Annotated in this window: 22 protein-coding genes, 1 tRNA gene and 2 pseudogenes; 12 read left to right on the top strand and 13 right to left on the bottom strand. The window is 58.1% G+C overall.

Annotated elements, in window-relative coordinates:
* Nucleotides 1-46: 46 nt before the first annotated feature.
* Together MX657_RS18755 and MX657_RS18750 are read right to left on the bottom strand one after the other, a co-directional pair.
* Nucleotides 47-122, bottom strand: a tRNA-Phe gene (locus MX657_RS18755).
* A gap of 95 nt (nucleotides 123-217) precedes the next feature.
* Nucleotides 218-931, bottom strand: a complete 714-nt coding sequence (locus MX657_RS18750) for a DUF554 domain-containing protein (protein WP_045260780.1) — start codon at nucleotides 929-931, stop codon at nucleotides 218-220.
* Nucleotides 932-1,112: 181 nt separating this feature from the next.
* Here MX657_RS18750 and MX657_RS18745 point away from each other — a divergent pair, with 181 nt between their 5' ends.
* Complete coding sequence (locus MX657_RS18745; RefSeq protein ID WP_346806394.1) at nucleotides 1,113-3,248, top strand: ornithine decarboxylase; 2,136 nt, start codon at nucleotides 1,113-1,115, stop codon at nucleotides 3,246-3,248.
* A gap of 71 nt (nucleotides 3,249-3,319) precedes the next feature.
* Here MX657_RS18745 and MX657_RS18740 read toward each other — a convergent pair whose 3' ends face one another.
* Both MX657_RS18740 and MX657_RS18735 read right to left on the bottom strand, forming a co-directional pair.
* A complete protein-coding gene (locus MX657_RS18740; RefSeq protein WP_346806393.1) occupies nucleotides 3,320-4,012 on the bottom strand; it encodes a response regulator in 693 nt (230 codons plus the stop codon).
* A complete protein-coding gene (locus MX657_RS18735; protein ID WP_346806391.1) occupies nucleotides 4,002-5,627 on the bottom strand; it encodes a sensor histidine kinase in 1,626 nt (541 codons plus the stop codon). Before MX657_RS18735 ends, MX657_RS18740 begins: the two co-directional genes overlap by 11 nt.
* Before the next feature lie 345 nt (nucleotides 5,628-5,972).
* On the opposite strand from MX657_RS18735, the gene MX657_RS18730 reads away from it, so the two are divergent.
* The 8 genes and pseudogenes from MX657_RS18730 (at nucleotide 5,973) to citG (ending at nucleotide 13,280) form a co-directional block, all read left to right on the top strand.
* Nucleotides 5,973-7,334: a 2-hydroxycarboxylate transporter family protein gene (locus MX657_RS18730; protein ID WP_080330029.1), complete on the top strand. Its 1,362-nt coding sequence runs from the start codon at nucleotides 5,973-5,975 to the stop codon at nucleotides 7,332-7,334.
* Between the two features lie 17 nt (nucleotides 7,335-7,351).
* Nucleotides 7,352-8,214: pseudogene (locus MX657_RS18725) on the top strand (fumarylacetoacetate hydrolase family protein).
* Nucleotides 8,215-8,224: 10 nt separating this feature from the next.
* A complete protein-coding gene (gene citC, locus MX657_RS18720) occupies nucleotides 8,225-9,247 on the top strand; it encodes a [citrate (pro-3S)-lyase] ligase (protein WP_346806389.1) in 1,023 nt (340 codons plus the stop codon).
* 16 nt (nucleotides 9,248-9,263) lie between these two features.
* Entirely contained in the window at nucleotides 9,264-9,557 is a 294-nt protein-coding gene (citD, locus tag MX657_RS18715) for a citrate lyase acyl carrier protein (protein ID WP_080330031.1), read from the top strand.
* Nucleotides 9,554-10,429, top strand: a complete 876-nt coding sequence (gene citE, locus MX657_RS18710) for a citrate (pro-3S)-lyase subunit beta (protein ID WP_346806388.1) — start codon at nucleotides 9,554-9,556, stop codon at nucleotides 10,427-10,429. Before citD ends, citE begins: the two co-directional genes overlap by 4 nt.
* A gap of 10 nt (nucleotides 10,430-10,439) precedes the next feature.
* Nucleotides 10,440-11,957, top strand: a complete 1,518-nt coding sequence (citF, locus tag MX657_RS18705; protein ID WP_346806387.1) for a citrate lyase subunit alpha — start codon at nucleotides 10,440-10,442, stop codon at nucleotides 11,955-11,957.
* 2 nt (nucleotides 11,958-11,959) lie between these two features.
* Nucleotides 11,960-12,499 carry a citrate lyase holo-[acyl-carrier protein] synthase gene (gene citX, locus MX657_RS18700; protein WP_346806386.1) on the top strand — a complete coding sequence of 180 codons (540 nt, stop codon included), beginning with the start codon at nucleotides 11,960-11,962 and terminating at the stop codon, nucleotides 12,497-12,499.
* Nucleotides 12,477-13,280, top strand: coding sequence for a triphosphoribosyl-dephospho-CoA synthase CitG (citG, locus tag MX657_RS18695; protein WP_346806384.1), 804 nt, complete (start codon nucleotides 12,477-12,479; stop codon nucleotides 13,278-13,280). The genes citX and citG overlap by 23 nt, the downstream gene beginning before the upstream one ends.
* 82 nt (nucleotides 13,281-13,362) lie before the next feature.
* Here the strand turns inward: citG and MX657_RS18690 are convergent, their stop codons facing one another.
* The 4 genes from MX657_RS18690 to mutY form a co-directional block, all read right to left on the bottom strand.
* A complete protein-coding gene (locus tag MX657_RS18690) occupies nucleotides 13,363-14,619 on the bottom strand; it encodes a nucleoside permease (RefSeq protein ID WP_080330036.1) in 1,257 nt (418 codons plus the stop codon).
* Nucleotides 14,620-14,886: 267 nt separating this feature from the next.
* A complete protein-coding gene (gene mltC, locus MX657_RS18685) occupies nucleotides 14,887-15,963 on the bottom strand; it encodes a membrane-bound lytic murein transglycosylase MltC (RefSeq protein ID WP_163329778.1) in 1,077 nt (358 codons plus the stop codon).
* A gap of 56 nt (nucleotides 15,964-16,019) precedes the next feature.
* Complete coding sequence (locus tag MX657_RS18680; protein ID WP_023309138.1) at nucleotides 16,020-16,292, bottom strand: oxidative damage protection protein; 273 nt, start codon at nucleotides 16,290-16,292, stop codon at nucleotides 16,020-16,022.
* A gap of 26 nt (nucleotides 16,293-16,318) precedes the next feature.
* Nucleotides 16,319-17,371, bottom strand: a complete 1,053-nt coding sequence (gene mutY, locus MX657_RS18675) for an A/G-specific adenine glycosylase (RefSeq protein ID WP_346806382.1) — start codon at nucleotides 17,369-17,371, stop codon at nucleotides 16,319-16,321.
* Between the two features lie 144 nt (nucleotides 17,372-17,515).
* On the opposite strand from mutY, the gene trmB reads away from it, so the two are divergent.
* Genes trmB through MX657_RS18660 form a run of 3 tightly spaced genes read left to right on the top strand, consistent with a single transcriptional unit; the run spans nucleotide 17,516 to nucleotide 19,335 of the window.
* Nucleotides 17,516-18,235, top strand: a complete 720-nt coding sequence (gene trmB / locus MX657_RS18670; RefSeq protein WP_080330039.1) for a tRNA (guanosine(46)-N7)-methyltransferase TrmB — start codon at nucleotides 17,516-17,518, stop codon at nucleotides 18,233-18,235.
* Nucleotides 18,235-18,561: a YggL family protein gene (locus MX657_RS18665; RefSeq protein WP_003862421.1), complete on the top strand. Its 327-nt coding sequence runs from the start codon at nucleotides 18,235-18,237 to the stop codon at nucleotides 18,559-18,561. The genes trmB and MX657_RS18665 overlap by 1 nt, the downstream gene beginning before the upstream one ends.
* 57 nt (nucleotides 18,562-18,618) lie before the next feature.
* Nucleotides 18,619-19,335 (top strand): DUF2884 domain-containing protein, encoded by a 717-nt coding sequence (locus MX657_RS18660; protein WP_346806379.1) that lies wholly within the window; start codon nucleotides 18,619-18,621, stop codon nucleotides 19,333-19,335.
* A 95-nt stretch (nucleotides 19,336-19,430) separates the two neighbouring features.
* Here the strand turns inward: MX657_RS18660 and MX657_RS18655 are convergent.
* The 5 genes and pseudogenes from MX657_RS18655 to MX657_RS18635 all read right to left on the bottom strand — a co-directional run.
* Nucleotides 19,431-19,550: pseudogene (locus MX657_RS18655) on the bottom strand (DUF559 domain-containing protein); the annotation flags it as partial.
* Between the two features lie 24 nt (nucleotides 19,551-19,574).
* Nucleotides 19,575-20,717, bottom strand: coding sequence for a radical SAM family heme chaperone HemW (gene hemW / locus MX657_RS18650; RefSeq protein WP_346806377.1), 1,143 nt, complete (start codon nucleotides 20,715-20,717; stop codon nucleotides 19,575-19,577).
* Nucleotides 20,710-21,303: an XTP/dITP diphosphatase gene (locus MX657_RS18645; RefSeq protein ID WP_048979374.1), complete on the bottom strand. Its 594-nt coding sequence runs from the start codon at nucleotides 21,301-21,303 to the stop codon at nucleotides 20,710-20,712. The genes hemW and MX657_RS18645 overlap by 8 nt, the downstream gene beginning before the upstream one ends.
* A gap of 3 nt (nucleotides 21,304-21,306) precedes the next feature.
* Nucleotides 21,307-21,603, bottom strand: coding sequence for a DUF167 family protein YggU (gene yggU, locus MX657_RS18640; RefSeq protein WP_014885193.1), 297 nt, complete (start codon nucleotides 21,601-21,603; stop codon nucleotides 21,307-21,309).
* Nucleotides 21,600-22,166: a YggT family protein gene (locus MX657_RS18635; RefSeq protein ID WP_080330042.1), complete on the bottom strand. Its 567-nt coding sequence runs from the start codon at nucleotides 22,164-22,166 to the stop codon at nucleotides 21,600-21,602. Before MX657_RS18635 ends, yggU begins: the two co-directional genes overlap by 4 nt.
* Nucleotide 22,167: the final 1 nt, after the last annotated feature.

Raw genomic sequence — 22,167 nt, 5'->3', positions numbered from 1 at the left:
TCAGAATGCAAAAACGGACCTCCGTGGAGGTCCGTTGATATGAATTTGGTGCCCGGACTCGGAATCGAACCAAGGACACGGGGATTTTCAATCCCCTGCTCTACCGACTGAGCTATCCGGGCAACGGGGCGCATTAAACCCGATCTGCCCGTTGCCGTCAACGAAAAATGTTGTTTTCGTTACAGACTGCGCAATCTCTCGCCATTTCGCCGCATCCTTAAGCGAAAAAGTGCGTCCAGAGCGCGGAGAGCGGCATGGCGAGCAGCAGCGCGGGCAGCATATTCACCACGGCAAACATTTTAATCCCGCAGATGCGCAACCCGGTCGCCAGTAGCAGCAGGCCGCCGACGGCGGTAAAGTCTGCCATCATCGCCGGCGTGGTCAGCGGGAGAATCAACGTGGCGCAGGTGGCGAGCGCGAGCTGGATCAGTAGCATCGGCACGCAAATCGCGGCAACGGCAATGCCGAGCGTGGTGGCGAAAATGGTGGCGGTGAAGAAATCAAGAAACGCTTTTGCAATCAAGATGCTCGGGTCGCCCGTCATCCCTTCCTGCATCGAACCGAAAATCCCGGTGCCGCTGGCGCAGAACAGAATGATGATGGCGACGTAGTTTTGAATAAACGACTCGTGCGTGCCGTGCTTCGCCTTGCCCGGCCGGGCGATCAGGTTTTTGGCTTTACCTACCGCGCTATTGATGCCTTTTTCCAGATAGCAAAACTCGCCAATCAGCGCGCCGAGCAGGGTGGCCAGCACCATCACGGGCAGGTTGGCGCATTTGATAACCAAAAGGATGCCGATACCTAACGATGCCAGGCCGAATATAGAGGGCATGGATGAGCGAATACGCTCCGGCAGCCGCTGACTCAACACTGCGCCCAGTACGCCGCCCAGTAATACGGCTCCGGCGTTAATAAATGGCCCGATAACCACGGTGAACTCCTGTTATTTACTCATTGATATTGCATTATTATGGCACGTCAGGGCTGCGCGGGGCTTAGCTTTGGGTGGTTTCGTGCATACTGATTCCTTCTTGCACCTCAAAATAAAAGGTGACATTATTGCGCGAATTTTCTCCTCCCTGTCTCACCGTTCGGTGAGGGTAACTGCGTCTATGAAAACCATGAAAATTGCCGTCAGCCGCGAGCTGCTCTCCATTGCCTCTACGCACCGCGAAAAGGTGACGCTGGACAGTACTGATTTTACCGATGTGGCGGCAGTCGTCATCACAATAGCCGAAAGTCGCAGCGGTATTCTTACGTTGCTAAAGCGTACGGGCTTTCATTTGCCGGTGTTTATTTTCTCTCAGGATCCAGCGGATGTGCCTGACGGTGCCACCGCGGTCATCTCGGGCAAAGCTCAGGAGTTCCTCGAACTGGAGAGCGCCGCCTGCCGTTACGAAGAGGATCTGCTGCCGCCTTTTTTCGACACCCTGAGCCAGTACGTGGAGATGGGCAACAGCACCTTCGCCTGTCCGGGCCACCAGCACGGGGCATTTTTCAAAAAACACCCGGCAGGGCGACAGTTCTATGATTTCTTTGGTGAGAACGTGTTTCGCGCCGACATGTGCAATGCCGACGTTAAGCTGGGCGATCTGCTGATCCACGAAGGCTCCGCCAAGCACGCGCAAAAGTTCGCGGCGAAAGTGTTCAACGCGGACAAAACCTACTTCGTGCTGAACGGCACGTCGGCGGCCAACAAGGTGGTGACCAACGCGCTGCTGACGCGCGGCGACCTGGTGCTGTTCGACCGCAACAACCATAAATCTAACCACCACGGGGCGCTGATCCAGGCGGGCGCCACCCCGGTTTATCTTGAAGCGGCGCGTAACCCGTTTGGCTTTATCGGCGGGATCGACGAGCACTGCTTTGACGATGCGTATCTGCGCGAACTGATCCGCGAGGTGGCGCCGGAAAAGACCGACGAGGCGCGACCGTTCCGCCTTGCGATCATTCAGCTTGGCACCTACGACGGGACGATCTACAACGCCCGCCAGGTGATCGACAAGATCGGCCATCTGTGTGACTACATCCTCTTTGACTCCGCCTGGGTGGGCTACGAGCAGTTTATCCCGATGATGGCGGAAACGTCCCCGCTCTTGCTGGAGCTGAACGAGAACGATCCGGGTATTTTCGTGACCCAGTCGGTGCACAAACAGCAGGCCGGGTTCTCGCAAACCTCGCAGATCCATAAAAAGGATAATCACATCCGCGGCCAGGCGCGTTTCTGTCCGCACAAGCGGCTGAACAACGCGTTTATGCTGCACGCCTCCACCAGCCCGTTTTATCCGCTGTTCGCGGCGCTGGACGTGAACGCCAAGATCCACGAAGGGGAGAGCGGACGCAGGCTGTGGGCGGAGTGCGTCGAGCTGGGCATTGAGGCGCGTAAGGCAATCATTGCCAACTGTCATATGATCAAACCGTTTATCCCACCAGTGGTGGCGGGGCGGCCGTGGCAGGATCATCCGACGCACGCCATTGCCAGCGAGCTTCGCTTCTTCAGCTTCGAGCCGGGGGCCAAATGGCACGGGTTTGAGGGCTATGCCCGCGAGCAGTATTTTGTCGACCCGTGCAAGCTGCTGCTGACCACGCCGGGCATCGATGCTGAAACGGGGGAGTACACGGATTTCGGCATCCCGGCGACGATTCTGGCGCACTACCTGCGCGAAAACGGCATCGTGCCGGAGAAATGTGACCTCAATTCGATCCTGTTCCTGCTGACGCCTGCCGAAAGTAGTGAGAAGCTGGCGCAGCTGGTGGCGATGCTGGGGCAGTTTGAGCAGCATATTGAAGACGATACGCCGCTGGCCGACGTGCTGCCGACCATCTACCAGAAATACCCGGTACGCTATCGTGATTATACGATTCGCCAGCTGTGTCAGGAGATGCACGATCTCTACGTCAGCTTTAACGTGAAGGATTTACAGAAGGCGATGTTCCGTCAGGAGAGTCTGCCTGCCGTGGTGATGAACCCGCAGGATGCCAACCAGGAGTACATTCGCGGGAACGTCGAACTGGTGCGTATTCGTGACGCCGAAGGACGCATTGCCGCCGAAGGTGCGCTGCCATACCCACCGGGCGTGCTGTGTGTGGTGCCCGGGGAAGTCTGGGGTGGAGCAGTACAGCGCTATTTCCTGGCGCTGGAAGAGGGCATTAATATGCTGCCGGGCTTCTCGCCGGAATTGCAGGGCGTGTACAGTGAAAAGGATGCCGACGGGATTAAGCGGCTGTATGGGTATGTGTTGAAGTAGTGTAGGTCGTTGCCCCTCACCCCGGCCCTCTCCCCTCCGGGGAGAGGGTTAGGGTGAGGGGGAGAATTACATCAAACCGCACTACGCTTGTACATCCTCCTCGGATGCCCAATCTTGCCGTACAGCATCTCCACCGTCAGAAAACCCGCCTCTACGCAGTGTTCCAGATAGCGCCGGGTGGTGGTTTTACTCAATCCCGTTTCGCTCACCACTTCATCCACGGTGAAGCAGTGCGTCGCCTTGTCGTTGAACAGCGTCTGCACCCGCGCCAGCGTATTCTCCTCAATGCCTTTGCTGCCGTTATCCTGGCGGTAATTTTTTGCCTGCAGTAGATAAAGGGAATCTACGTTCTGCTGGTCGACAATCTTCCAGACCCGCTGCTGTTCGGCAAACTGCACGAACCGCTCCAGCGACTGGCTGAGCCGCTTCCAGGAGACCGGCTTGAGGATATAGTCAAACGCACCGTTACGGATCGCCTGGCTGCAGGTGTCCATATCGCTGGCGGCGGTGATGAAAATCACCGAGCAGTTGGCACGGGTCAGCATCGGGTTGCTGATAAGGGTGATGCCTTTGCCGTCCGGTAGATAGTTGTCCAGCAGCATCAGCTGCGGCTGTTTACTCTCAAGCTGAACCTGCGCGTCAGCCAGCGACGAGGCAATCCCGACCAGCCGCAGGCGCGGGTGTTTGCCTATCAGCTCCGCGTGCAGCTGTGCCAGTTCGTTCTCGTCTTCAACAATCAGTACGTCGATAAGTTCATGTTGCATAGTCGGTATCTTCCAGTTGCCGGACGGTTCCTGAGGCCGGGATAAACAGTGAGAAAATGGCTCCGTGCGGCGTGTTATCGGCAACTTCTATTGTGCCGCCAGCCTGCGTAACGTAGCTTTCGATCAGATACAGGCCGATCCCGTGATCGCCGCGCGTTTTGGTGGTGATGCCGCGTTCAAAGATCCGATCACGGATCGCCGGTGTAATGCCAACGCCCTGGTCGGCCACCTCAATAATCAGCTCCTGTTCGCTGAGTTTTATCAGCACTTCTACCGGCGCATGGGGAAGCGGTGACCGCTGTGTCGCTTCGATGGCGTTATCCAGCAGGTTGCCAATTATTGAAATCAGCTCTTGCTCCCCCAGCGGCAGAAACGGTTTGTCCAGCCGACAGGCCGGGTCGAAACTCAGCTCGACGCCTTTCTCCCGCGCGCGGGCGGCTTTCCCGAGCAGCAGGCCGCACAGGGTCGGGGAGCTGAAGCGGGAGGAGATAAAGTCCAGCAGCTCCTGAGCATGCTCCGACTGCGCCTGAATGTAGCGAATGGCCTCTTCATAGCGGCCCATATGCAGCAGGCCAGACAGCGTCGTCATCCGGTTCAACTGCTCGTGGCGCATGATGCGCAGGTTATCGACATAGCGTTTAACCTGGCTGAGCTGAGCGCTGAGCGAGTCGATCTCGTTGCGATCGCGGAAGGTGATCACCCAGCCCTGGAGCGAATCTTCCAGCATGATCCGCACCCGGCTGGCAATTACGGTGAGGTCGTTAAAGCGGCAGATCTCATCGTGGGTATCTTTCGCCAGCATGGTCTGGGGAGTGAAGAACGGCACCGGATCGATCACCTGGCTTATCAGCTGCCCCCGAAGTTCGCGAGCAGGCTGGCTTAATCCCAATAATTTACGCGCCGCCTGGTTGATCACCTCAATGCGCAGATCGTCGTCGATGGCGATCACCCCTTCGTAGATGGACTCCATCATCGCCTTCTGCTGGCGCACCAGCAGGCCGATCTCGCGCGGTTCCAGAGAGAAGATCTGCTTCTTAATACTGCGGGTGAAGAACCAGGAGAAGATAAACAGGGCAATCAGCAGCAGCACGGCGGCAATCAGGATGTTAACCACTTTGTTAACGGTGATGGTATCCAGGTAACTCGTGAGATAGCCCACCGAGACAATCCCAACCACCTGCCCGGCATCGTTGAAAATGGGCGCTTTACTGCGCAGCGAAATGCCCAGCCCGCCTTTACGAATGGTTGTCGTGCTTTTCCCCTGCAGCACGGCTTCATTGTCGCCGCCGACCAGCGTCGTGCCCACCCTGTCGGCAAAGACGGAGTGAAAAAGATGCCGTCCCGTATTATCGCCAATGACAATAAAGCTGGCGTCGCTATGCGCGGCCATTTTCTGCATAAAATCGTGAATGGCGTTGATATCTTTTTGTTCAACTTCAGTGCGCAATGACGGAATAAGCGCAATCTCTTCCGCCTGTATTTTGGCGCGCGCGCTCATTTCCTGATATAGCTGTTTTCCGACATCGGCATAATAATATCCGCCCAGCAGCGCAAAAAGCACTGAGAAAAAGGCAACCAGCGAAATAAACAGCTTAATCTGGAAAGAGACTTTCATAACTATCACGCAAAGTAGCGGCAAAGATCGTCAATATATCATCTTTTTTCATGCGAATGTCCGCTTTGCGGGAAACTTGTGATCCCTTGCACAGCAGGGGCTGTAAATGATTTGTCCAGAAGGCTTACGTACTTCATGCCGCTAAGTTAAATGTTATTTGCTTGTTCAATTCAGAAAAGAAACCATAAAAACCACGATAATAAATAAGGCGTAAATCACATTAAATAAAAGAAACCATTAAAACCATAGCTGCCATTAAAACTTCGCTTTTAATATGCCATCCCTCACATAAAGTAAGCCTTTGTGACTCTAAGCTGAACGCACAAAATAACTAAGGGGCTTATTATGAGCACAACTGACGATTCTTTCTCTGTTACCCACGACCCGATTGAAATTCAGCGGCCTTCGCTCAAAGAGCGCTGGTGGCATATTATGGATACCTGGAAAATCGGGATTATTCCTCTGCCGCTATTCGTACTGGCGGGCGCGCTGATTGCGATTGATTGCCTGGGCGGAAAACTGCCGAGCGATATCGTGGTGATGGTGGCCACGCTGGCCTTCTTCGGCTTTGCCTGCGGCGAGTTTGGCAAACGCCTGCCGGTTGTCGGCAAGCTCGGCGCGGCGGCGATTTGCGCCACCTTTATCCCTTCCGCGCTGGTCTATTATGGACTGCTGCCGGACGTGGTGGTCGAGTCCACCACTAAGTTCTACAAATCCACCAACATTCTCTACCTCTATATCTGCTGCATTATCGTCGGCAGCATCATGAGCATGAACCGCACGGTGCTGATTCAGGGCTTCCTGCGCATCTTCTTCCCGATGCTGTGCGGTGAAATCGTCGGCATGCTGGTGGGGATGGGCGTCGGCCTGGCGCTGGGTCTTGAGCCGTTCCAGATCTTCTTCTTTATCATTCTGCCGATCATGGCGGGCGGCGTCGGGGAAGGGGCAATTCCGCTTTCCATCGGCTATGCCACCCTGCTGCATATGGATCAGGGCGTGGCGCTCGGCCGCGTGCTGCCGATGGTGATGCTCGGCGGTCTGACGGCAATCATCATCTCCGGCTGCCTGAACCAGCTTGGTAAACGCTACCCGCACCTGACCGGTGAAGGCCAGCTGATGCCTAACCGCGCGAATGCCGATGCCACCGTCTCTCAGCCTGCGTTTTCCGGTAAAGCGGACGTCACCACCATCGCCTCCGGCGCGCTGCTGGCGGTGCTGCTCTACATGCTGGGCATGCTCGGCCACAAGCTGATTGGCCTGCCTGCCCCGGTCGGCATGCTGTTTATGGCGGTGCTGGTGAAGCTCTGCAACGGCGCCTCTCCGCGCCTGCTGGAAGGCTCGCAGGTGGTGTACAAATTCTTCCAGACCTCCGTGACCTACCCGATTCTCTTCGCCGTTGGCGTGGCCATCACCCCGTGGCATGAGCTGGTGGCGGCCTTCACCGTCAGTAACCTGCTGGTGATCGTCAGCACCGTCTCCGCGCTGGTGGCGACCGGCTTCTTCGTCGGCAAAAAGATTGGTATGCACCCGATTGACGTCGCCATCGTCTCCTGCTGCCAGAGCGGGCAGGGCGGTACCGGCGACGTGGCGATCCTGACCGCAGGCAACCGCATGAGCCTGATGCCGTTCGCCCAGATTGCAACCCGAATCGGCGGGGCGATTAACGTCTCTATTTCACTGCTGATTCTGGGCAACTTCCTCGTTTAAGTATTCAGGAAAGAACAATGAAACTCGCAAGCTTTTTATACCAGGGAAAACGCAGCTACGGCATCGTCCAGGCCGACGGCGTGATTGATTTAGGCCGCCGTCTGGGCGACCGCTACGGCGACCTCAAGGCGTTGCTGCAGGGCAACGGGCTGGCGCTGGCCACCCGTTACCTGAACGACGCGGTGGACGTGCCGATGAGCGCCATCACCTTCTTACCGGTGATTGTGCAGCCGGAAAAAATCCTCTGCGTGGGCATGAACTACGCCGACAAGCGCAAGGAATTTGACCAGCACAACCCGGCCCCGACGCTGTTTGTCCGCTTCCCGGATTCACAGACCGGCCACAACGAGCCGGTGCTGAAGCCGCGCCACTCCAGCGAATTCGACTACGAAGGCGAGCTGGCGGTGATCATCGGCAAAGGCGGGGAGAACATCAGCCGCGACGATGCCCTGCGCCACGTGGCGGGTTACAGCTGTTACATGGATGGCTCCGCCCGCGACTGGCAGCACACCTGGTTCACCGCCGGGAAAAACTGGCGCCAGACCGGCGCGTTCGGCCCGTGGATGGCGACGGCGGATGAAATTCCTGACCCGCACCAGCTGGCGATCCGCACCTGGCTGAACGGCCGCATGGTGCAGGAAGACAACACCAGCAGCATGATCCACAAGGTCGCGGAGCTGATCGAGTACATCAGCACCTTCACCCGCTTAAGCCCGGGCGACGTGATCATCACCGGATCCCCGGGCGGCGTGGGTAAAAAGCGTAACCCCCGCTGTTTATGAAAGAGGGGGATCGCATTGAGGTGGAGATCGAGCATATCGGTCATCTGAGCAACGTGATCGTGGAAGCGCCAGCCGTCGGGCTTGCGGCAGCACACTGAGAAAGGCGGCATGAACAGTCAACCCATCGATTTTCGCCACACGCTGGTGGCGAAACATCCGGAACGCTTAAGCCAGATCCGCTACCTGCTGGCAGACAGCGGCCTCGGCCTGGACAACGACATCACGCTGTTTGTCGAAGCCTGGTCCGGCGCGCAGCTGGTGGGTTGCGCAGGGCTTGCCGCCAACGTCATCAAGTGCGTGGCGGTCAACGAGCAGCTTCGCGGCGAGAACCTCAGCGCGCGGCTGCTGGCGGAGGTAGAAAATGCGGCGCTGGAGCGCGGTCATTTTCACCTCTTCCTCTGCACCCGGCCGTGCAACCGGGAGCGCTTTGCCCGCAGCGGCTTCTGGCCGATTGCCCAGAGCGGCAACAACGCGGTGCTGATGGAAAACACCCCGCAGGGGATCGAGCGCTACTGCCGCTCCCTGCGCGCGAAGCAAAAGTGCGGGGAGAACATTGGTGCGATAGTGATGAACGCCAATCCGTTCACCCTTGGACACCGCCATCTGGTGGAGCAGGCGGCGCAGCGGTGCGATACCCTTCATCTGTTCGTGGTGCGTGAAGACGCGTCCTTCTTCCCGTTCAGCGCGCGCCTTGAGATGGTGCGCGCGGGCGTGGCGCACCTGCCGAACGTGGTGGTGCATGAAGGCTCGCAGTACATCATCTCCCGCGCCACCTTTCCGGCCTACTTCCTGAAGGAGACCGGGAAAGTGCAGCAGGCGTGGAGCGAGATCGACGTGCTGATCTTCCGGGACTTCATTGCCCCGGCACTCGGCATCACGCACCGCTTCATCGGCTCGGAGCCGTTCTGCGACATCACACGCCAGTACAACCAGACGCTGCACGACCTGCTGGCCTCGCATATCGAGGTGGTGGAAATGCCGCGCATCAAGGCCACCGGCAACGCCATATCCGCGTCGGAAGTGCGCCGCTTACTGAAGACACAGCAGTTTTCCCGGATCCGGGAGATTGTCCCGGACTCCACCTTCGCGCACCTCGAAACGCATTACCGTGCGAGTGCGGAAGTCGCATAACTATCAGGAATTTATCATGAAAATTGTAAGGGAGGCGCTGGCCGGAACGCAGGAGTCCAGCGACCTGATGGTGAAAATCGCCCCCGCTCACAATGAGCTGGAGATTGTCATCCACAGTGAAGTGATTAAGCAGTTTGGCGAGCAGATTCGCCAGGTGGTCAACGACACGCTGCGCGCCATGAACGTGCACCAGGGACTTATCATTATTGAAGACAAAGGGGCGCTGGACTGTGTGATCCGCGCCCGCCTGCAGAGCGCGCTTCTGCGCGCTGCCGATGAACAGGCCATTAACTGGGGGGCGCTGAAATGAGCAAACTCCGCCGCAGTATGTTGTTCCTGCCGGGCGCCAACGCCGCCATGCTTTCAACCGCGTTTATCTACCGTCCAGACTCCATCATGTTTGACCTTGAGGACGCCGTCGCCCTGCGCGAGAAGGATACCGCGCGCATGCTGGTGTTCCACGCGCTGCAGCATCCGATGTATCAGGATATCGAAACCGTGGTGCGCATTAACCCGCTCAGCACGCCGTTTGGCCTGCTGGATCTGGAAGCCGCCGTGCGCGCGGGCGTGGATGTGATCCGCCTGCCGAAAACCGACACCCCCGACGACATCTACGAGCTGGAAGGCCACCTTGAGCGTATCGAGCAGGCGTGCGGCCGGGAGGTCGGCTCCACCCGCGTGATGGCGGCGATTGAGTCGGCCATCGGCGTCATCAACGCCGTGGCGATTGCCCGCAGCTCTGTGCGCCTCATCGGCATTGCGCTGGCCGCCTTTGACTACGTGATGGACATGCAGACCGAGCGCGGCGACGGCACCGAGCTATTCTACGCCCGCTGCGCCGTGCTACACGCCGCCCGCGCGGCGGGCATCGACGCCTTCGACGTGGTGTGGTCAGACGTTAACGACGAAGCCGGGTTCCTGCGCGAGGTCGACCTGATCCGCAAGATGGGCTTTAACGGCAAATCGCTGATTAACCCGCGCCAGATTGACCTGCTGCACAACGCCTACGCCCCGACGCAGGAAGAGGTGGAGCACGCCAAAAGGGTGATTGAAGCGGCAGAAGAGGGCGAGCGTAACGGCCTGGGCGTGGTCTCGCTCAACGGCAAAATGGTCGACGCCCCGATTATTAACCACGCGCAGGTGGTGCTGGAGCGCGCGGCGGCCTCCGGCGTGCGTCGGTAAGGATGACAGAATGAATCAGACAGAACTTCTCCACGTGAATTTTCCCCATCTGCGGGAGCTGAAGCCCTTTGATACCGCCCACGGCGCCACGCCGTGGCTGGCGGACAGCGATGCGAAGCACAGCCGCAAACTGTGCGCTTCTATTGAAGAAGCGGTTAAGCGCTGCGGCCTGCAGGACGGGATGACCATCTCCTTCCATCATGCGTTTCGCGAAGGCGACCGGGTGATCAACACCGTCGTGGCGCTGCTGGCGCGGATGGGCTTCAAAAACCTGACCCTGGCCTCCAGCTCGCTGATGACCTGCAACGACGCGCTGATCGAGCATATCGAAAGCGGCGTCATCACCCGGATTTACACCTCGGGCATGCGCGGCAGGCTGGCGGACGCCATCTCCCACGGGCTGATGGACGAGCCGGTGCAAATTCACTCCCACGGCGGGCGCGTGAAGCTGCTCCAGGACGGCGAGCTGAATATCGACGTGGCGTTTCTCGGCGTGCCGTGCAGCGATGAGTTTGGCAACGCCAACGGCACGCACGGCAAATCGTGCTGCGGTTCCCTGGGTTACGCGATGGTGGACGCGCACTTTGCCCGCAAGGTGGTGCTGCTGACCGAAGAGCTGGTGCCGTTCCCCAATATGCCCGCCAGCCTGGTGCAGGACCAGGTGGACTATATCGTGCAGGTTGAAAGCGTGGGCGACCCGGCGAAAATCAGCGTCGGCGCGGCGCGCGTCACCAGCAACCCGCGCGAGCTGATGATTGCCCGCTATGCGGCGGACGTGATTGAACACTCCGGCTACTTCAAACCGGGATTCTCGATGCAGACCGGCTCCGGCGCGGCGGCCACCGCCTGTACCCGCTTTATGGAAGAAAAGATGGAGCGCAGCGGCGTGACGGCGCGCTTTGCGCTCGGCGGCATCACCGGCAGCCTGGTGGATCTGCACGAGAAAGGGCTCATCGAAAAGCTGCTCGACACCCAGTGCTTTGACGGTCAGGCGGCGGCCTCTCTGGCCCGCAACCCGAACCACGTGGAGATCTCCACCAACGTCTATGCCAACCCCGGCAGCAAGGCGGCAAGCTGCGACCAGCTCGACGTGGTGATCCTCAGCGCGCTGGAAATCGACATCGATTTCAACGTTAACGTCATCACCGGCTCCGATGGTGTGATGCGCGGCGCGTCCGGCGGGCACTGCGACGTGGCCGCCGCGGCGAACCTGACCATCGTCGTTGCGCCGCTGCTGCGCAGCCGCATTCCAACGGTGGTGAAACGCGTTACCACGCGCCTTACGCCGGGCGAAAGCATCGACGTGCTGGTCACCGACCACGGCATTGCGGTCAACCCGGCGCGCCCGGAGATCCGCGAGCGGCTGCAGGATGCCGGGCTAAAGGTTGTGGACATCAACGCGCTTTACGAGCGGGCAATTTCCCTGACCGGCGTACCGAAACCGATTGAATTTACCGACAAAATCGTCGGGGTGATCCGCTACCGCGACGGCAGCGTGATCGACACTGTTCGACAGGTAAAGGAGTGAATATGACCATTGCGACACCCGTGCGGGCGGGTGTCAGCCTGGACGCGCTGCTGGCGGCGAAAGAGCGCCGAGCAGCGCGCCAGGCTGACATGCTCACGCACTATCAACAACCGGTGATCTCCCTCACGCTGGTCACGCCCGGGGAAATTAAGGACAGCCTGCGCTATCGCAATACCATGGGCGTGGCGCTGCAGATGTGCGACCAGCTGCTGTGGGAAAAACGCTGGCAGGTGCTGGATCGTCAGGTGCTGTGGCTGCCCACCGGTCCAGAGGCCATCTGGTGCGTAGCCCATCCTGCGGCGGAAATCAAAGCGCACTGTGCGGATCTGGAGCAGACGCACCCGCTCGGCAGGCTGTGGGATCTGGACGTGATTTGCCCTCAGAACGGCCACGTCGGGCGCCAGTCGCTGGGGGCGAATCTCAGGCGCTGCCTGATCTGCGACGAGCCCGCTCATGCCTGTTCGCGTTCGCGCAATCATCCCGTTGAGCAGGTGGTTTCCCGCGTGGAGAAGATGATCGATGACTGGTTTGCTCGCGACTAAACCGTGTCCGGCTGACGTGCCCGCGCTTGCCGAAGCGGCGCTGTGGCAGGAGCTGGAGCTGACGCCCAAGCCGGGGCTGGTGGACACGCTTAACAGCGGTTCCCATCGCGATATGGACCACGCGCTGTTTGTCCGCAGCATTGCGGCGATTGCGCCGTGGTTTTCGCGCTTTGCCGAGTTAGGCAACGCGCATGCGGATAAACCTGTTGGCGAGCAGCTACGGATTATCCGCCCGATGGGGATGGCCTGCGAGCAGGCGATGTACGCCGCGACGAACGGCGTGAACACGCACAAGGGCGGGATTTTTGCTCTGGGTTTACTGTGCTTCGCCGCCGGGCGTGTGAAAAACGTCTCGGCAGACAGTCTCTGCTGTGAAGTGAGTAACATCTGCCGCGGGCTGGTGTCGCGGGAGCTGGCCGCGCGCAGCGGGCAGGCAACGGCGGGCGAGCGGCAGTTTCAGCTGTACGGTCTCACCGGCGCGCGCGGCGAGGCGGAGAGCGGCTTTGCGACGGTGCGTAAGGCGCTGAGGCAGTGGAACGGGCATTCGCTTCACGGCCTGCTGTTGCGCCTGATGGCGGTCAATCAGGACAGTAATCTGGTGTCGCGCGGCGGCGTTGAAGGGCTGCGCTACGTTCAGGACTACGCGCGGGAACTGCTGGCTAACGGCTGGGATCGCGAGGCGTTGCTTAAGATGGATAAGGCATTGATTGAACGCAACCTGAGCCCGGGCGGCAGCGCGGATTTGCTGTCGGTGGGGTGGGTGCTGTCTGGAATAAAATAGCCGGGTGGCGCTAACGCTTACCCGGCCTGCTCTCCGTGCTTTTGTAGGCCCGGTAAGGCGAAGCCGCCACCGGGCACAACAATTAATGCGCTATCGGCTGCGTACCGTGCGCGGTGCGAACATGCTTGTACTTGAACAGTACAATAAACGCGAAGAATAGCACCAGCGAGTATGCGGCGAAGATCAGCCACACCGGCTGCCAGTTGGTGATGCCGTTGGTGGTGTACATCTCAACCACTTTACCGCTCACCACGCCGCCCAGGATACAGCCGAAGCCGTTGGTCATCATCAGGAACATACCCTGCGCGCTGGCGCGGATTTCAGGCTTCACTTCTTTTTCTACAAACACCGAACCGGAGATGTTGAAGAAGTCGAAGGCGCAGCCGTAAACAATCATCGACAGCACCAGCAGCACGGTGCCGAACGCGCTCGGGTCGCCGTAGGCGAACAGGCCGAAGCGCAGCATCCAGGCGGCGATACTGATCAGCATGACGTTCTTGATACCGTAGCGGCTCAGGAAGAACGGGATGGTCAGGATGAACAGCGTCTCGGAGATCTGCGAGATGGACATCATCACCGACGCGTGCTCAACGATAAAGCTGCCGGCAAACAGCGGATCGTTATCGAAGCTGTGCAGGAAGGTGTTGCCGAACATGTTGGTGATCTGCAGCTCCGCGCCCAGCAGCATGGAGAAGATAAAGAAGATCGCCATGCGCTTGTTTTTGAACAGCGCGAACGCGTCCAGGCCGAGCATGGTGCTCCAGCTCTGGTTTTTCTGCTGGTTAGACACCGGAATGGTTGGCAGCGTCAGGGTGAACAGCGCCAGCAGTACGGAGAGCGCCGCGCCGATGTACAGCTGCATATGGCTCAGCTCGAAGCCCGCGAAGCTCACGCCCCACATCGCCATGATAAAGCCGATGGTGCCCCAGATGCGGATAGGCGGGAAATCGGTGACGATATCCAGTCCGGCAGATTTCAGGCGGTAGTAGGAGATGGTGTTGATCAGCCCAAGCGTTGGCATATAGGCCAGCGAGTTAAGCAGGATCACCATAAACATCGCCCCCGGCGTGGTCACTTCGGCCGCCATAAACAGCGTCCCCGCACCCACCAGATGGCAAAGCATGTACAGCCATTTCGCGCTTAACCATTTATCCGCCACGATACCGAGCAGCGTTGGCATAAAGACAGCCGCAATACCCAGCGAGCTGTAGACGGCACCGATTGACGCACCATCGAACTTGAGCGTCACAAACATATAGGAGCCGAGTGTAGTCAGCCAGCTACCCCACAGGCAGAACTGCAGAAACGACAATATTTTAAGCTGCAGCTTAAGGTTCATGTTACTTTCCTCACAAGTGAGCGGGAGATATGTTGTTTTTGGAACATTCAGGGTTGTTATTTGATGCAATTCTATCAGTTGGCAACGATATGTTTTGTTACCTCCCGCAAAAAAATGCAATCCACATTAATTTGCAGTTTGGATTGTGATGCAAATAACATTTTCGTATGGGTGGGAGTGAGTGCGGCCTGATGCCCTCACCCTGACCCTCTCCCACGGGGAGAGGGAAAGCAGAACACCTTCTCCTTGCAGGAGAAGGTGTGTTGATTATCGACGACGATAGTTCTTCTGCGCCGTATTCACCTTATACAGATAGCGGCGTGATTCCGCAGACGGATGGCGGGTGGTGAGGGTTGAGTACACATCCCCCGGCGCCATGCTGTTGATGATGTTCGCGGCCTGCACCTTGTCATTTGAGAAGACGCGCAGCACGCTGCCCGCGCCGCCGTTATAGGCGGTGATTACCGCGTAGCGGCGTGAGGTCGGGTTATCAATCCCACCGAGATAGACATTGTTCAGCATCGCCAGATAGGCGGTACCGGTATCAATGTTGCTCTGCGGGTCGAACAGGTAGCTGCGGCTCGGCGTGCCGGATTTCCCCTGTGAGCGGAACACGTCCTTACCGGCGCTGTGCTGGACAACCTGCATCAGCCCCAGCGCGTCAGAACGGCTAACCGCGTACGGGTTAAACGAGGATTCGGTCTGCATAATCGCCAGGATCAGCGACTCATCCACGCCGTACTTACGCGAGGCCTGACGCACCATGCCGAGGTACTTATGCGCACGCTTGTCGAGGTGGTTCGGCACAAGGTTAATGGTGACGCTGTAGATAATTTTCAGACCATTAGAGCGGCTTTTCAGGCGCGTCTGCAGCAGGTAGTCGGCAAATTTCGTGGCGCGACCTTCCCAGCGGATCGGCTGTCCGGTCTGGTCGACAACCTGACCGTACAGGAACGGTTCTTTCGAGATGGTGATGTCGTCCGCATCGGAGTAGAGATCGATAGATCCCGGATCGTCACCCATCAGCAGGGTTTTGATAATCGCCTGACGCAGTCGTGCCGCAGGATCGGTGCCTGCGATGGTCTCAATGGTGATCGTACCCTCATCAAAGTTGATGTGGCTACGGGTCAGATAGGCGTCGGTGTACTTAACGTAGTCCTTCGGTCCGGCAATAAGAACTTCGTTAAATCCCCATATGTTCTCGATGTTGTGGGCAAACTGCCCCATCAAAATGTCAAAACCGTTGGTGTCCTTAACCCAGGCTTCGTTGTAATCATCGCCTTTTTTGGAAGAACAAGAGACCAGCAACGGCGCAACAAGGGCTAGCGCTAAAAGTTTTTTCATCATTCCGGGAGTGCGTGTTGTGTTTGCTTTAACGGCGGGGTTTCCCCCGCACGCTGTTATTTTTCCGGCGGCGTATAGCCTTCGATGTGCACGTCTTTACCTTCGAACAGGAAGCTCACCATCTCCTGCTCCAGCAGCTTGCGGTGTTCCGGGTTCATCATGCTGAGTTTTTTCTCGTTGATCAGCATGGTCTGCTTTTTCTGCCACTGTCCCCAGGCTTCTTTGGAGATCTCGTTATAGATGCGCTTACCCAGGTCGCCAGGGTAGAGCTGGAAATCCTGGCCTTCAGCGTCGCGCTGCAGGAAAGTACAAAAAATGGTTCTGGCCATACTCATTCCTCTTTGTGTTGCCGATGCTAAACCATTGCACCGACACGTAATTGCTGTAACAGGCGCTCCACGGGAGCCGCCAGCCCGACTGATGGCGGTTGCGCTAAGTTATACCAGAGAGCGGTGCCTTCATCCATGCACGAGGTGAATGAGGACACGGGAAGCCACATCGGGACAATATCCAGATGGAAGTGGCTGAAGGTATGGCGGAACGCGTTAAGTTGCGTCAGGGTATCTGTCGTAATGCCGCGCTGTTCAAGCCATTCCCGAAGCGATGCTTCGTCTTCAAACTGTGGGAAGCAGTATAGACCACCCCACAGGCCGCTCGGCGGACGCTGGGCGAGGAACACCTCGTCGCCGTGCTGCATCAGCAGCATATAGCCGGTGCGCTCCGGCAGCGTCTGTTTGGGTTTTTTACCCGGATACTGCGCCCACGAATGGTTGGCGTAGGCCACGCAGAGGTTGTTCACAGGGCAGAGTTCGCATTTCGGTTTTGAGCGCGTGCAGACCATTGCGCCAAGATCCATCATCGCCTGGTTGAAACGCTCGACGCCTTTCGCCGGGGTGACCGCTTCACTTATTTCCCAAAGACGTTTCTCAACGTCCTTCTTCCCCGGCCAGCCGTTGACGGCATAACAGCGCGCGAGCACGCGCTTCACGTTGCCGTCGAGGATCGGGAAATGTTTGCCTAAAGACAGGGAGAGAATGGCGCCTGCGGTTGAACGCCCGACGCCGGGTAAGTCCGCCACTTCGTCAAAGGTTTCCGGGAATTTACCGTGGTGGCGCGTCGCGACCTGCTGTGCGGCCTTGTGCAGGTTACGCGCGCGGGCGTAGTAGCCGAGCCCGGTCCACAGGTGTAGCACCTCATCTAACGGCGCGTTGGCCAGATCGGTCACCGTCGGGAAGCGCGCCATAAAACGCTCGAAGTAGGGGATCACCGTGGCGACCTGCGTTTGTTGCAACATCACCTCGGAGAGCCATACTTTGTACGGCGTTTTTTCAATTTGCCAGGGCAGGGTTTTACGCCCGTATTTGTCGTACCAGTCCAGCACCTGGGCTGAAAATTGAGAGGCTTGCATGGTCATCGATTCGCATAATCAGGGACGCAGATTGCAGCACAGCGTCAATCTGCTGTAAACCGGATCTTTCCCATGCTTGCATAGAAGCCTTAACTTTGGATAATGCCCGTTTCCCGAACACTCTCACAAGCAGACAACTCTTTTATGAAAAACGACGTCATTTCACCGGAATTTGATGAAAACGGCCGCCCGCTGCGCCGTATTCGCAGCTTTGTCCGCCGTCAGGGCCGCCTGACAAAAGGGCAGCAACACGCGCTGGACAACTACTGGCCGGTGATGGGCGTTGAGTTTAGCGAGCAGCCTCTGGACTTTACTGAGCTGTTTGGCCGTGACGCGCCCGTCACGCTGGAGATCGGTTTTGGTATGGGCACCTCGCTGGTGACCATGGCAAAAGCCCGCCCGGAGCAGAACTTCCTCGGCATTGAAGTGCACTCGCCGGGCGTGGGTGCCTGTCTCGCAACGGCTCATGAAGAGGGCGTTGAGAACCTGCGCGTGATGTGTCACGACGCGGTGGAAGTGCTGCACAAAATGATTCCTGACAATTCTTTGAACATGGTTCAGCTCTTTTTCCCTGACCCGTGGCACAAAGCACGTCATAATAAACGCCGTATCGTTCAGGCGCCGTTTGCCGAGCTGGTGAAAAGTAAGCTGAAGCTGGGCGGCGTCTTCCACATGGCGACCGACTGGGAACCGTATGCGGAACATATGCTGGAAGTGATGTCGTCGCTGGACGGGTACAAAAACCAGTCTGCGAGCAACGACTATGTACCGCGTCCGGAATCGCGTCCGGTAACGAAATTTGAACAGCGTGGCCATCGTCTTGGTCACGGTGTATGGGACTTAATGTTCGAGAGGGTGAAATAATGGCAAAGAATCGTAGCCGTCGTCTGCGTAAAAAGATGCACATCGAAGAATTCCAGGAAGTGGGCTTCTCCGTCGCGTGGCGTTTCCCGGAAGGCACCAGTGTAGAACAGATCGATCAGGACGTGGATGCGTTCATCAACGAGGTGATCGAGCCAAACAAGCTGGCCTTCGACGGTAGCGGCTACCTGGCATGGGAAGGCCTGATCTGCACCCAGGAAGTCGGTAAGTGCACCGAAGAACATCAGGCGCTGGTGCGTAAATGGCTTGAAGACCACAAGCTGGAAGATGTCCGCGTCAGCGAACTTTTCGACGTTTGGTGGGACTAATAAAGCAGTAAGCGGGCCAGCATTAGCTGGCCCATTTTGTCTGAGGGAGTGTTAAAGATGCGCAAAACGTTGCTGGCTGTTGCCTTGATGGCAACCGGATTCACCGCCCATGCGGATTATCAATGTAGCGTCACCCCGCGTGATGACGTGGTGTTAAGCCCGCAAACCGTGCAGGTCAAAGGCGAGAACGGCAATCTGGTGATTACGCCGGAAGGGAACGTCACCTTTAACGGTAAACCACAGAACCTGACCGCCGCCCAGCGCGAGCAGGCGAAAGACTATCAGGCCGATTTGCGTACCGCGCTGCCGTGGATTAATGACGGCGCGCTGACGCGCGTCGAAAAGAGCCGCGTCGCGCTGGATAAGATCATCACCAAAGAGGTGGGTGAGAGCAGCAATATGCGCACCCGCCTGACCAGGCTCGACAAACAGCTTAAAGAGCAGATGAACCGCATTATCGAGACCCGCTCCGACGGCCTGACGTTCCACTACAAGGCGATTGATCAGGTTCGTGCTGACGGACAGCAGCTGGTGAATCAGGCGATGGGCGGTATTCTGCAGGACAGCATCAACGAGATGGGGGCCAAAGCCGTGCTGAAAGGCGGCGGTAACCCGCTGCAGGGCGTGCTGGGCAGTCTGGGCGGCCTGCAGACCTCCATTCAGAACGAGTGGAAGAACCAGGAAGATGATTTCCAGCAGTTCGGCAAAGACGTGTGTAAACGCGTGATGTCGCTGGAGGATAGCCGAAAGGCGCTGGTGGGGACGCTGAAGTAAGTTCCCCTCACCCTAACCCTCTCCCCAGAGGGGAGAGGGAATAGTTTGCTCCCTGTTCCCAAAGGGGGGAGGTATTGGTTTGCTCCCTCTCCCTTTCAGGGAGAGGGCTGGGGTGAGGGTTGCAGCATTTGCAGCGTCTCAAGGATCCTCTCTAACACAGCCTCTTCGTTATCCCAGAGTTCGTTGTTCCAGAAACGAATGACGTACCAGCCTTTCCCTCAACTGGCAGAATGAATTGTTCAGGAATCGTCGGCGAGGAACAGCTCAAGAAGGGAATTTAAGAACAGCTTGCCGTGCTCGGTGATCTGCCAGCATTCCTCACTCTCGGTGAGATACCCCTTTGCCAGCGCCTCGTCAATCTGCGGACGAATCACCGATTCCGCCAGGCCGGTGTACAGCGCAAACTCCGCGCGCGGCGCTGCTTCCAGCAGACGGAAGCGGTTCATAAAGAACTCAAACGGCTTATCCGCCGCCTCAACGTCGTGCTGACGCTCCAGGTAGCGGCCTTCCATATACCCGCGCGGGTGGCGAGTCTTGGCCGTGCGCAGAATGCGCCCGTCCGGGAAGGTCACCTTGCCGTGCGCGCCGCAGCCGATGCCCAGATAGTCGCCAAAGCGCCAGTAGTTCAGGTTGTGCTGACACTGGTAGCCCGGCTTCGCATAGGCCGACGTTTCATACTGCTGATAGCCTGCGGCATTTAACAGCTGATGGCCCTGCTCAAAGATATCCCACAGCGCATCGTCATCCGGCAATACCGGTGGACGAGAGCCAAACAGCGTGTTGGGCTCAATGGTGAGCTGATACCACGACAGGTGCGGCGGGTTCAGTTCAATTGCCTGGCGCAGATCGTCCAGCGCTTCTTCCAGCGACTGATCCGGCAGGCCGTGCATCAAATCCAGGTTAAAGCTGCGCAGCCCAAGCCCGGTAGCCAGGTTGGCCGCACGCTTCGCCTCTTCCGGGCCGTGAATGCGCCCCAGTCGTTTCAGCTTCGGCTCGCTAAAGCTCTGCACGCCGATGGAGATACGGTTCACGCCCGCACGCTGATAGTCGACAAAACGGTCGGCTTCAACGGTGCCGGGGTTGGCTTCCATTGTAATTTCAGCATCCGCCGCCAGGTTCAGGCGCGCACGCACGCCGTCCAGCAGCGTTTGCATCGCCGGGCCGGACAGCAGGCTCGGCGTACCGCCACCAATGAAAATGGTCTTAACTTCACGTCCCTGTGCGTAAGGTGCATCGAGGTCCAGGTCGGCCAGCAGATGAGCAACGTAGTCATCGTGCGGCACTTCGCCCTTTAGCGCGTGCGAGTTGAAATCGCAGTACGGGCATTTCTGCACGCACCACGGGATGTGAATATACAGACTCAGAGGCGGCAAATTAGCCATTACGCAGTGCTTCCAGTAATAGTTTCAGCGCGCGTCCACGGTGGGATATCGCGCTTTTCTCTTCGCGGGTCAGTTCCGCAGCGGTTTTGCCCTCGGTCGGGACAAAGAAAATCGGATCGTAGCCAAAGCCGCCGTTGCCCGCCGCTTCACGTGTAATTACGCCCGGCCAGCTGCCGTGGCAGACGATCGGCGTCGGGTCTTCCGCGTGACGCATATAAACCAGCACGCAGTGGAACTGCGCGGTGCGCTGTTCATCCGGTACATCTTTCAGAGCGACAAGCAGCTTTTCCAGATTCTGCTGGTCGGTAGCGTCCACGCCGGAGTAGCGCGCGGAGTAAATCCCCGGCGCACCGCCGAGAAAATCCACGGCCAGGCCGGAGTCATCGGCAATCGCTGGCAGGCCGGTAATCTGCGCAGCGTGGCGCGCTTTCAGGATCGCGTTTTCGATAAACGTCAGCCCCGTCTCTTCGGCGGACTCCACGCCAAGATCGGTCTGAGCCACCACGTCCAGCCCAAAATCATTTAATAGCGAGGCCAGCTCGCGCACTTTACCGGCGTTACCGGTCGCGAGAACAACTTTCTGCATGGTTTAGTCCTGTTCTGTCAGAGCCGCGACTTCCGTCGGGATAGATTGCGGATTAAGGATTTTTACCTGTTTATGCCGCCCAAGTTCACCTTTTTCAATGATGACCTGGCTTTTGGCGACGCGAAACTGTTTTGCCAGATATTTGGTCAGATGCGCGTTCGCCTGGCCATCGACCGGCGGGGCGGTGATGGCGACTTTTAGCTCGTCGCCATGCAGCCCAACAATACTGTCACGGCTGGCTTTCGGCTGAATATACAGCCGTAAAACCAGCCCGTCAGCGCAGGTGCTTACTGCACTCATAGCGCCATCCACAGCCCCGGCAGCAGCATATCGCCCGTAGACTGTAACAGCTCAGCGATCCCCATGTTGACCACATAAAGCAGCAGCACCAGGATCATCGGGGAGAAGTCGATGCCGCCCATGGACGGAAGCAGGTTACGGATCGGACGCAGCAGCGGCTCGGCCAACTGAATCAAGGCGTACTCCACCGGGCTACGTCCCTGGCTCACCCAGCTCATGATCGCCATAACCAGCAGCACCCAGAAGATCAGCAAACCGACGGTTTTGATCAGAATCAGGATGGCGGCAATCCAGATAATCGGCTGGAAGGTGATAACCATAAACAGCACGATGGCTTTGAGCACGCTCAGAATAAACGCCACCAGCAGCGAAGCGCTGTCGATGGGGCCCATGGCCGGGATAATACGGCGCAGCGGTCCGACAACAGGCTGCGTGATTTTCACGACAAACTGCGAGAACGGATTGTAAAAGTCACAGCGGGCCCACTGCATCCAGACGCGCAGCAAAAGCGCCATCGTATACAGTTCAAGCACTGTTGAGAGCAGGAAAGTCAACGTCTTCATG

It is taken from the genome of Enterobacter chuandaensis (assembly GCF_039718975.1).
Classification (GTDB): Bacteria; Pseudomonadota; Gammaproteobacteria; order Enterobacterales; family Enterobacteriaceae; genus Enterobacter; species Enterobacter chuandaensis.
Note: the sequence above shows the minus strand (reverse complement) of the source record. Positions and strands in the feature narration are given on the sequence as shown.

Bases quoted from the DNA above. Each gene is read 5' to 3' on its own strand.
- MX657_RS18745 (WP_346806394.1), top strand. From the start codon at position 1,113: ATGAAAACCATGAAAATTGCCGTCAGCCGCGAGCTGCTCTCCATTGCC.
- MX657_RS18740 (WP_346806393.1), bottom strand. From the start codon at position 4,012: ATGCAACATGAACTTATCGACGTACTGATTGTTGAAGACGAGAACGAA.
- MX657_RS18735 (WP_346806391.1), bottom strand. From the start codon at position 5,627: ATGAAAGTCTCTTTCCAGATTAAGCTGTTTATTTCGCTGGTTGCCTTT.
- MX657_RS18730 (WP_080330029.1), top strand. From the start codon at position 5,973: ATGAGCACAACTGACGATTCTTTCTCTGTTACCCACGACCCGATTGAA.
- citC (WP_346806389.1), top strand. From the start codon at position 8,225: ATGAACAGTCAACCCATCGATTTTCGCCACACGCTGGTGGCGAAACAT.
- citD (WP_080330031.1), top strand. From the start codon at position 9,264: ATGAAAATTGTAAGGGAGGCGCTGGCCGGAACGCAGGAGTCCAGCGAC.
- citE (WP_346806388.1), top strand. From the start codon at position 9,554: ATGAGCAAACTCCGCCGCAGTATGTTGTTCCTGCCGGGCGCCAACGCC.
- citF (WP_346806387.1), top strand. From the start codon at position 10,440: ATGAATCAGACAGAACTTCTCCACGTGAATTTTCCCCATCTGCGGGAG.
- citX (WP_346806386.1), top strand. From the start codon at position 11,960: ATGACCATTGCGACACCCGTGCGGGCGGGTGTCAGCCTGGACGCGCTG.
- citG (WP_346806384.1), top strand. From the start codon at position 12,477: ATGACTGGTTTGCTCGCGACTAAACCGTGTCCGGCTGACGTGCCCGCG.
- MX657_RS18690 (WP_080330036.1), bottom strand. From the start codon at position 14,619: ATGAACCTTAAGCTGCAGCTTAAAATATTGTCGTTTCTGCAGTTCTGC.
- mltC (WP_163329778.1), bottom strand. From the start codon at position 15,963: ATGAAAAAACTTTTAGCGCTAGCCCTTGTTGCGCCGTTGCTGGTCTCT.
- MX657_RS18680 (WP_023309138.1), bottom strand. From the start codon at position 16,292: ATGGCCAGAACCATTTTTTGTACTTTCCTGCAGCGCGACGCTGAAGGC.
- mutY (WP_346806382.1), bottom strand. From the start codon at position 17,371: ATGCAAGCCTCTCAATTTTCAGCCCAGGTGCTGGACTGGTACGACAAA.
- trmB (WP_080330039.1), top strand. From the start codon at position 17,516: ATGAAAAACGACGTCATTTCACCGGAATTTGATGAAAACGGCCGCCCG.
- MX657_RS18665 (WP_003862421.1), top strand. From the start codon at position 18,235: ATGGCAAAGAATCGTAGCCGTCGTCTGCGTAAAAAGATGCACATCGAA.
- MX657_RS18660 (WP_346806379.1), top strand. From the start codon at position 18,619: ATGCGCAAAACGTTGCTGGCTGTTGCCTTGATGGCAACCGGATTCACC.
- hemW (WP_346806377.1), bottom strand. From the start codon at position 20,717: ATGGCTAATTTGCCGCCTCTGAGTCTGTATATTCACATCCCGTGGTGC.
- MX657_RS18645 (WP_048979374.1), bottom strand. From the start codon at position 21,303: ATGCAGAAAGTTGTTCTCGCGACCGGTAACGCCGGTAAAGTGCGCGAG.
- yggU (WP_014885193.1), bottom strand. From the start codon at position 21,603: ATGAGTGCAGTAAGCACCTGCGCTGACGGGCTGGTTTTACGGCTGTAT.
- MX657_RS18635 (WP_080330042.1), bottom strand. From the start codon at position 22,166: ATGAAGACGTTGACTTTCCTGCTCTCAACAGTGCTTGAACTGTATACG.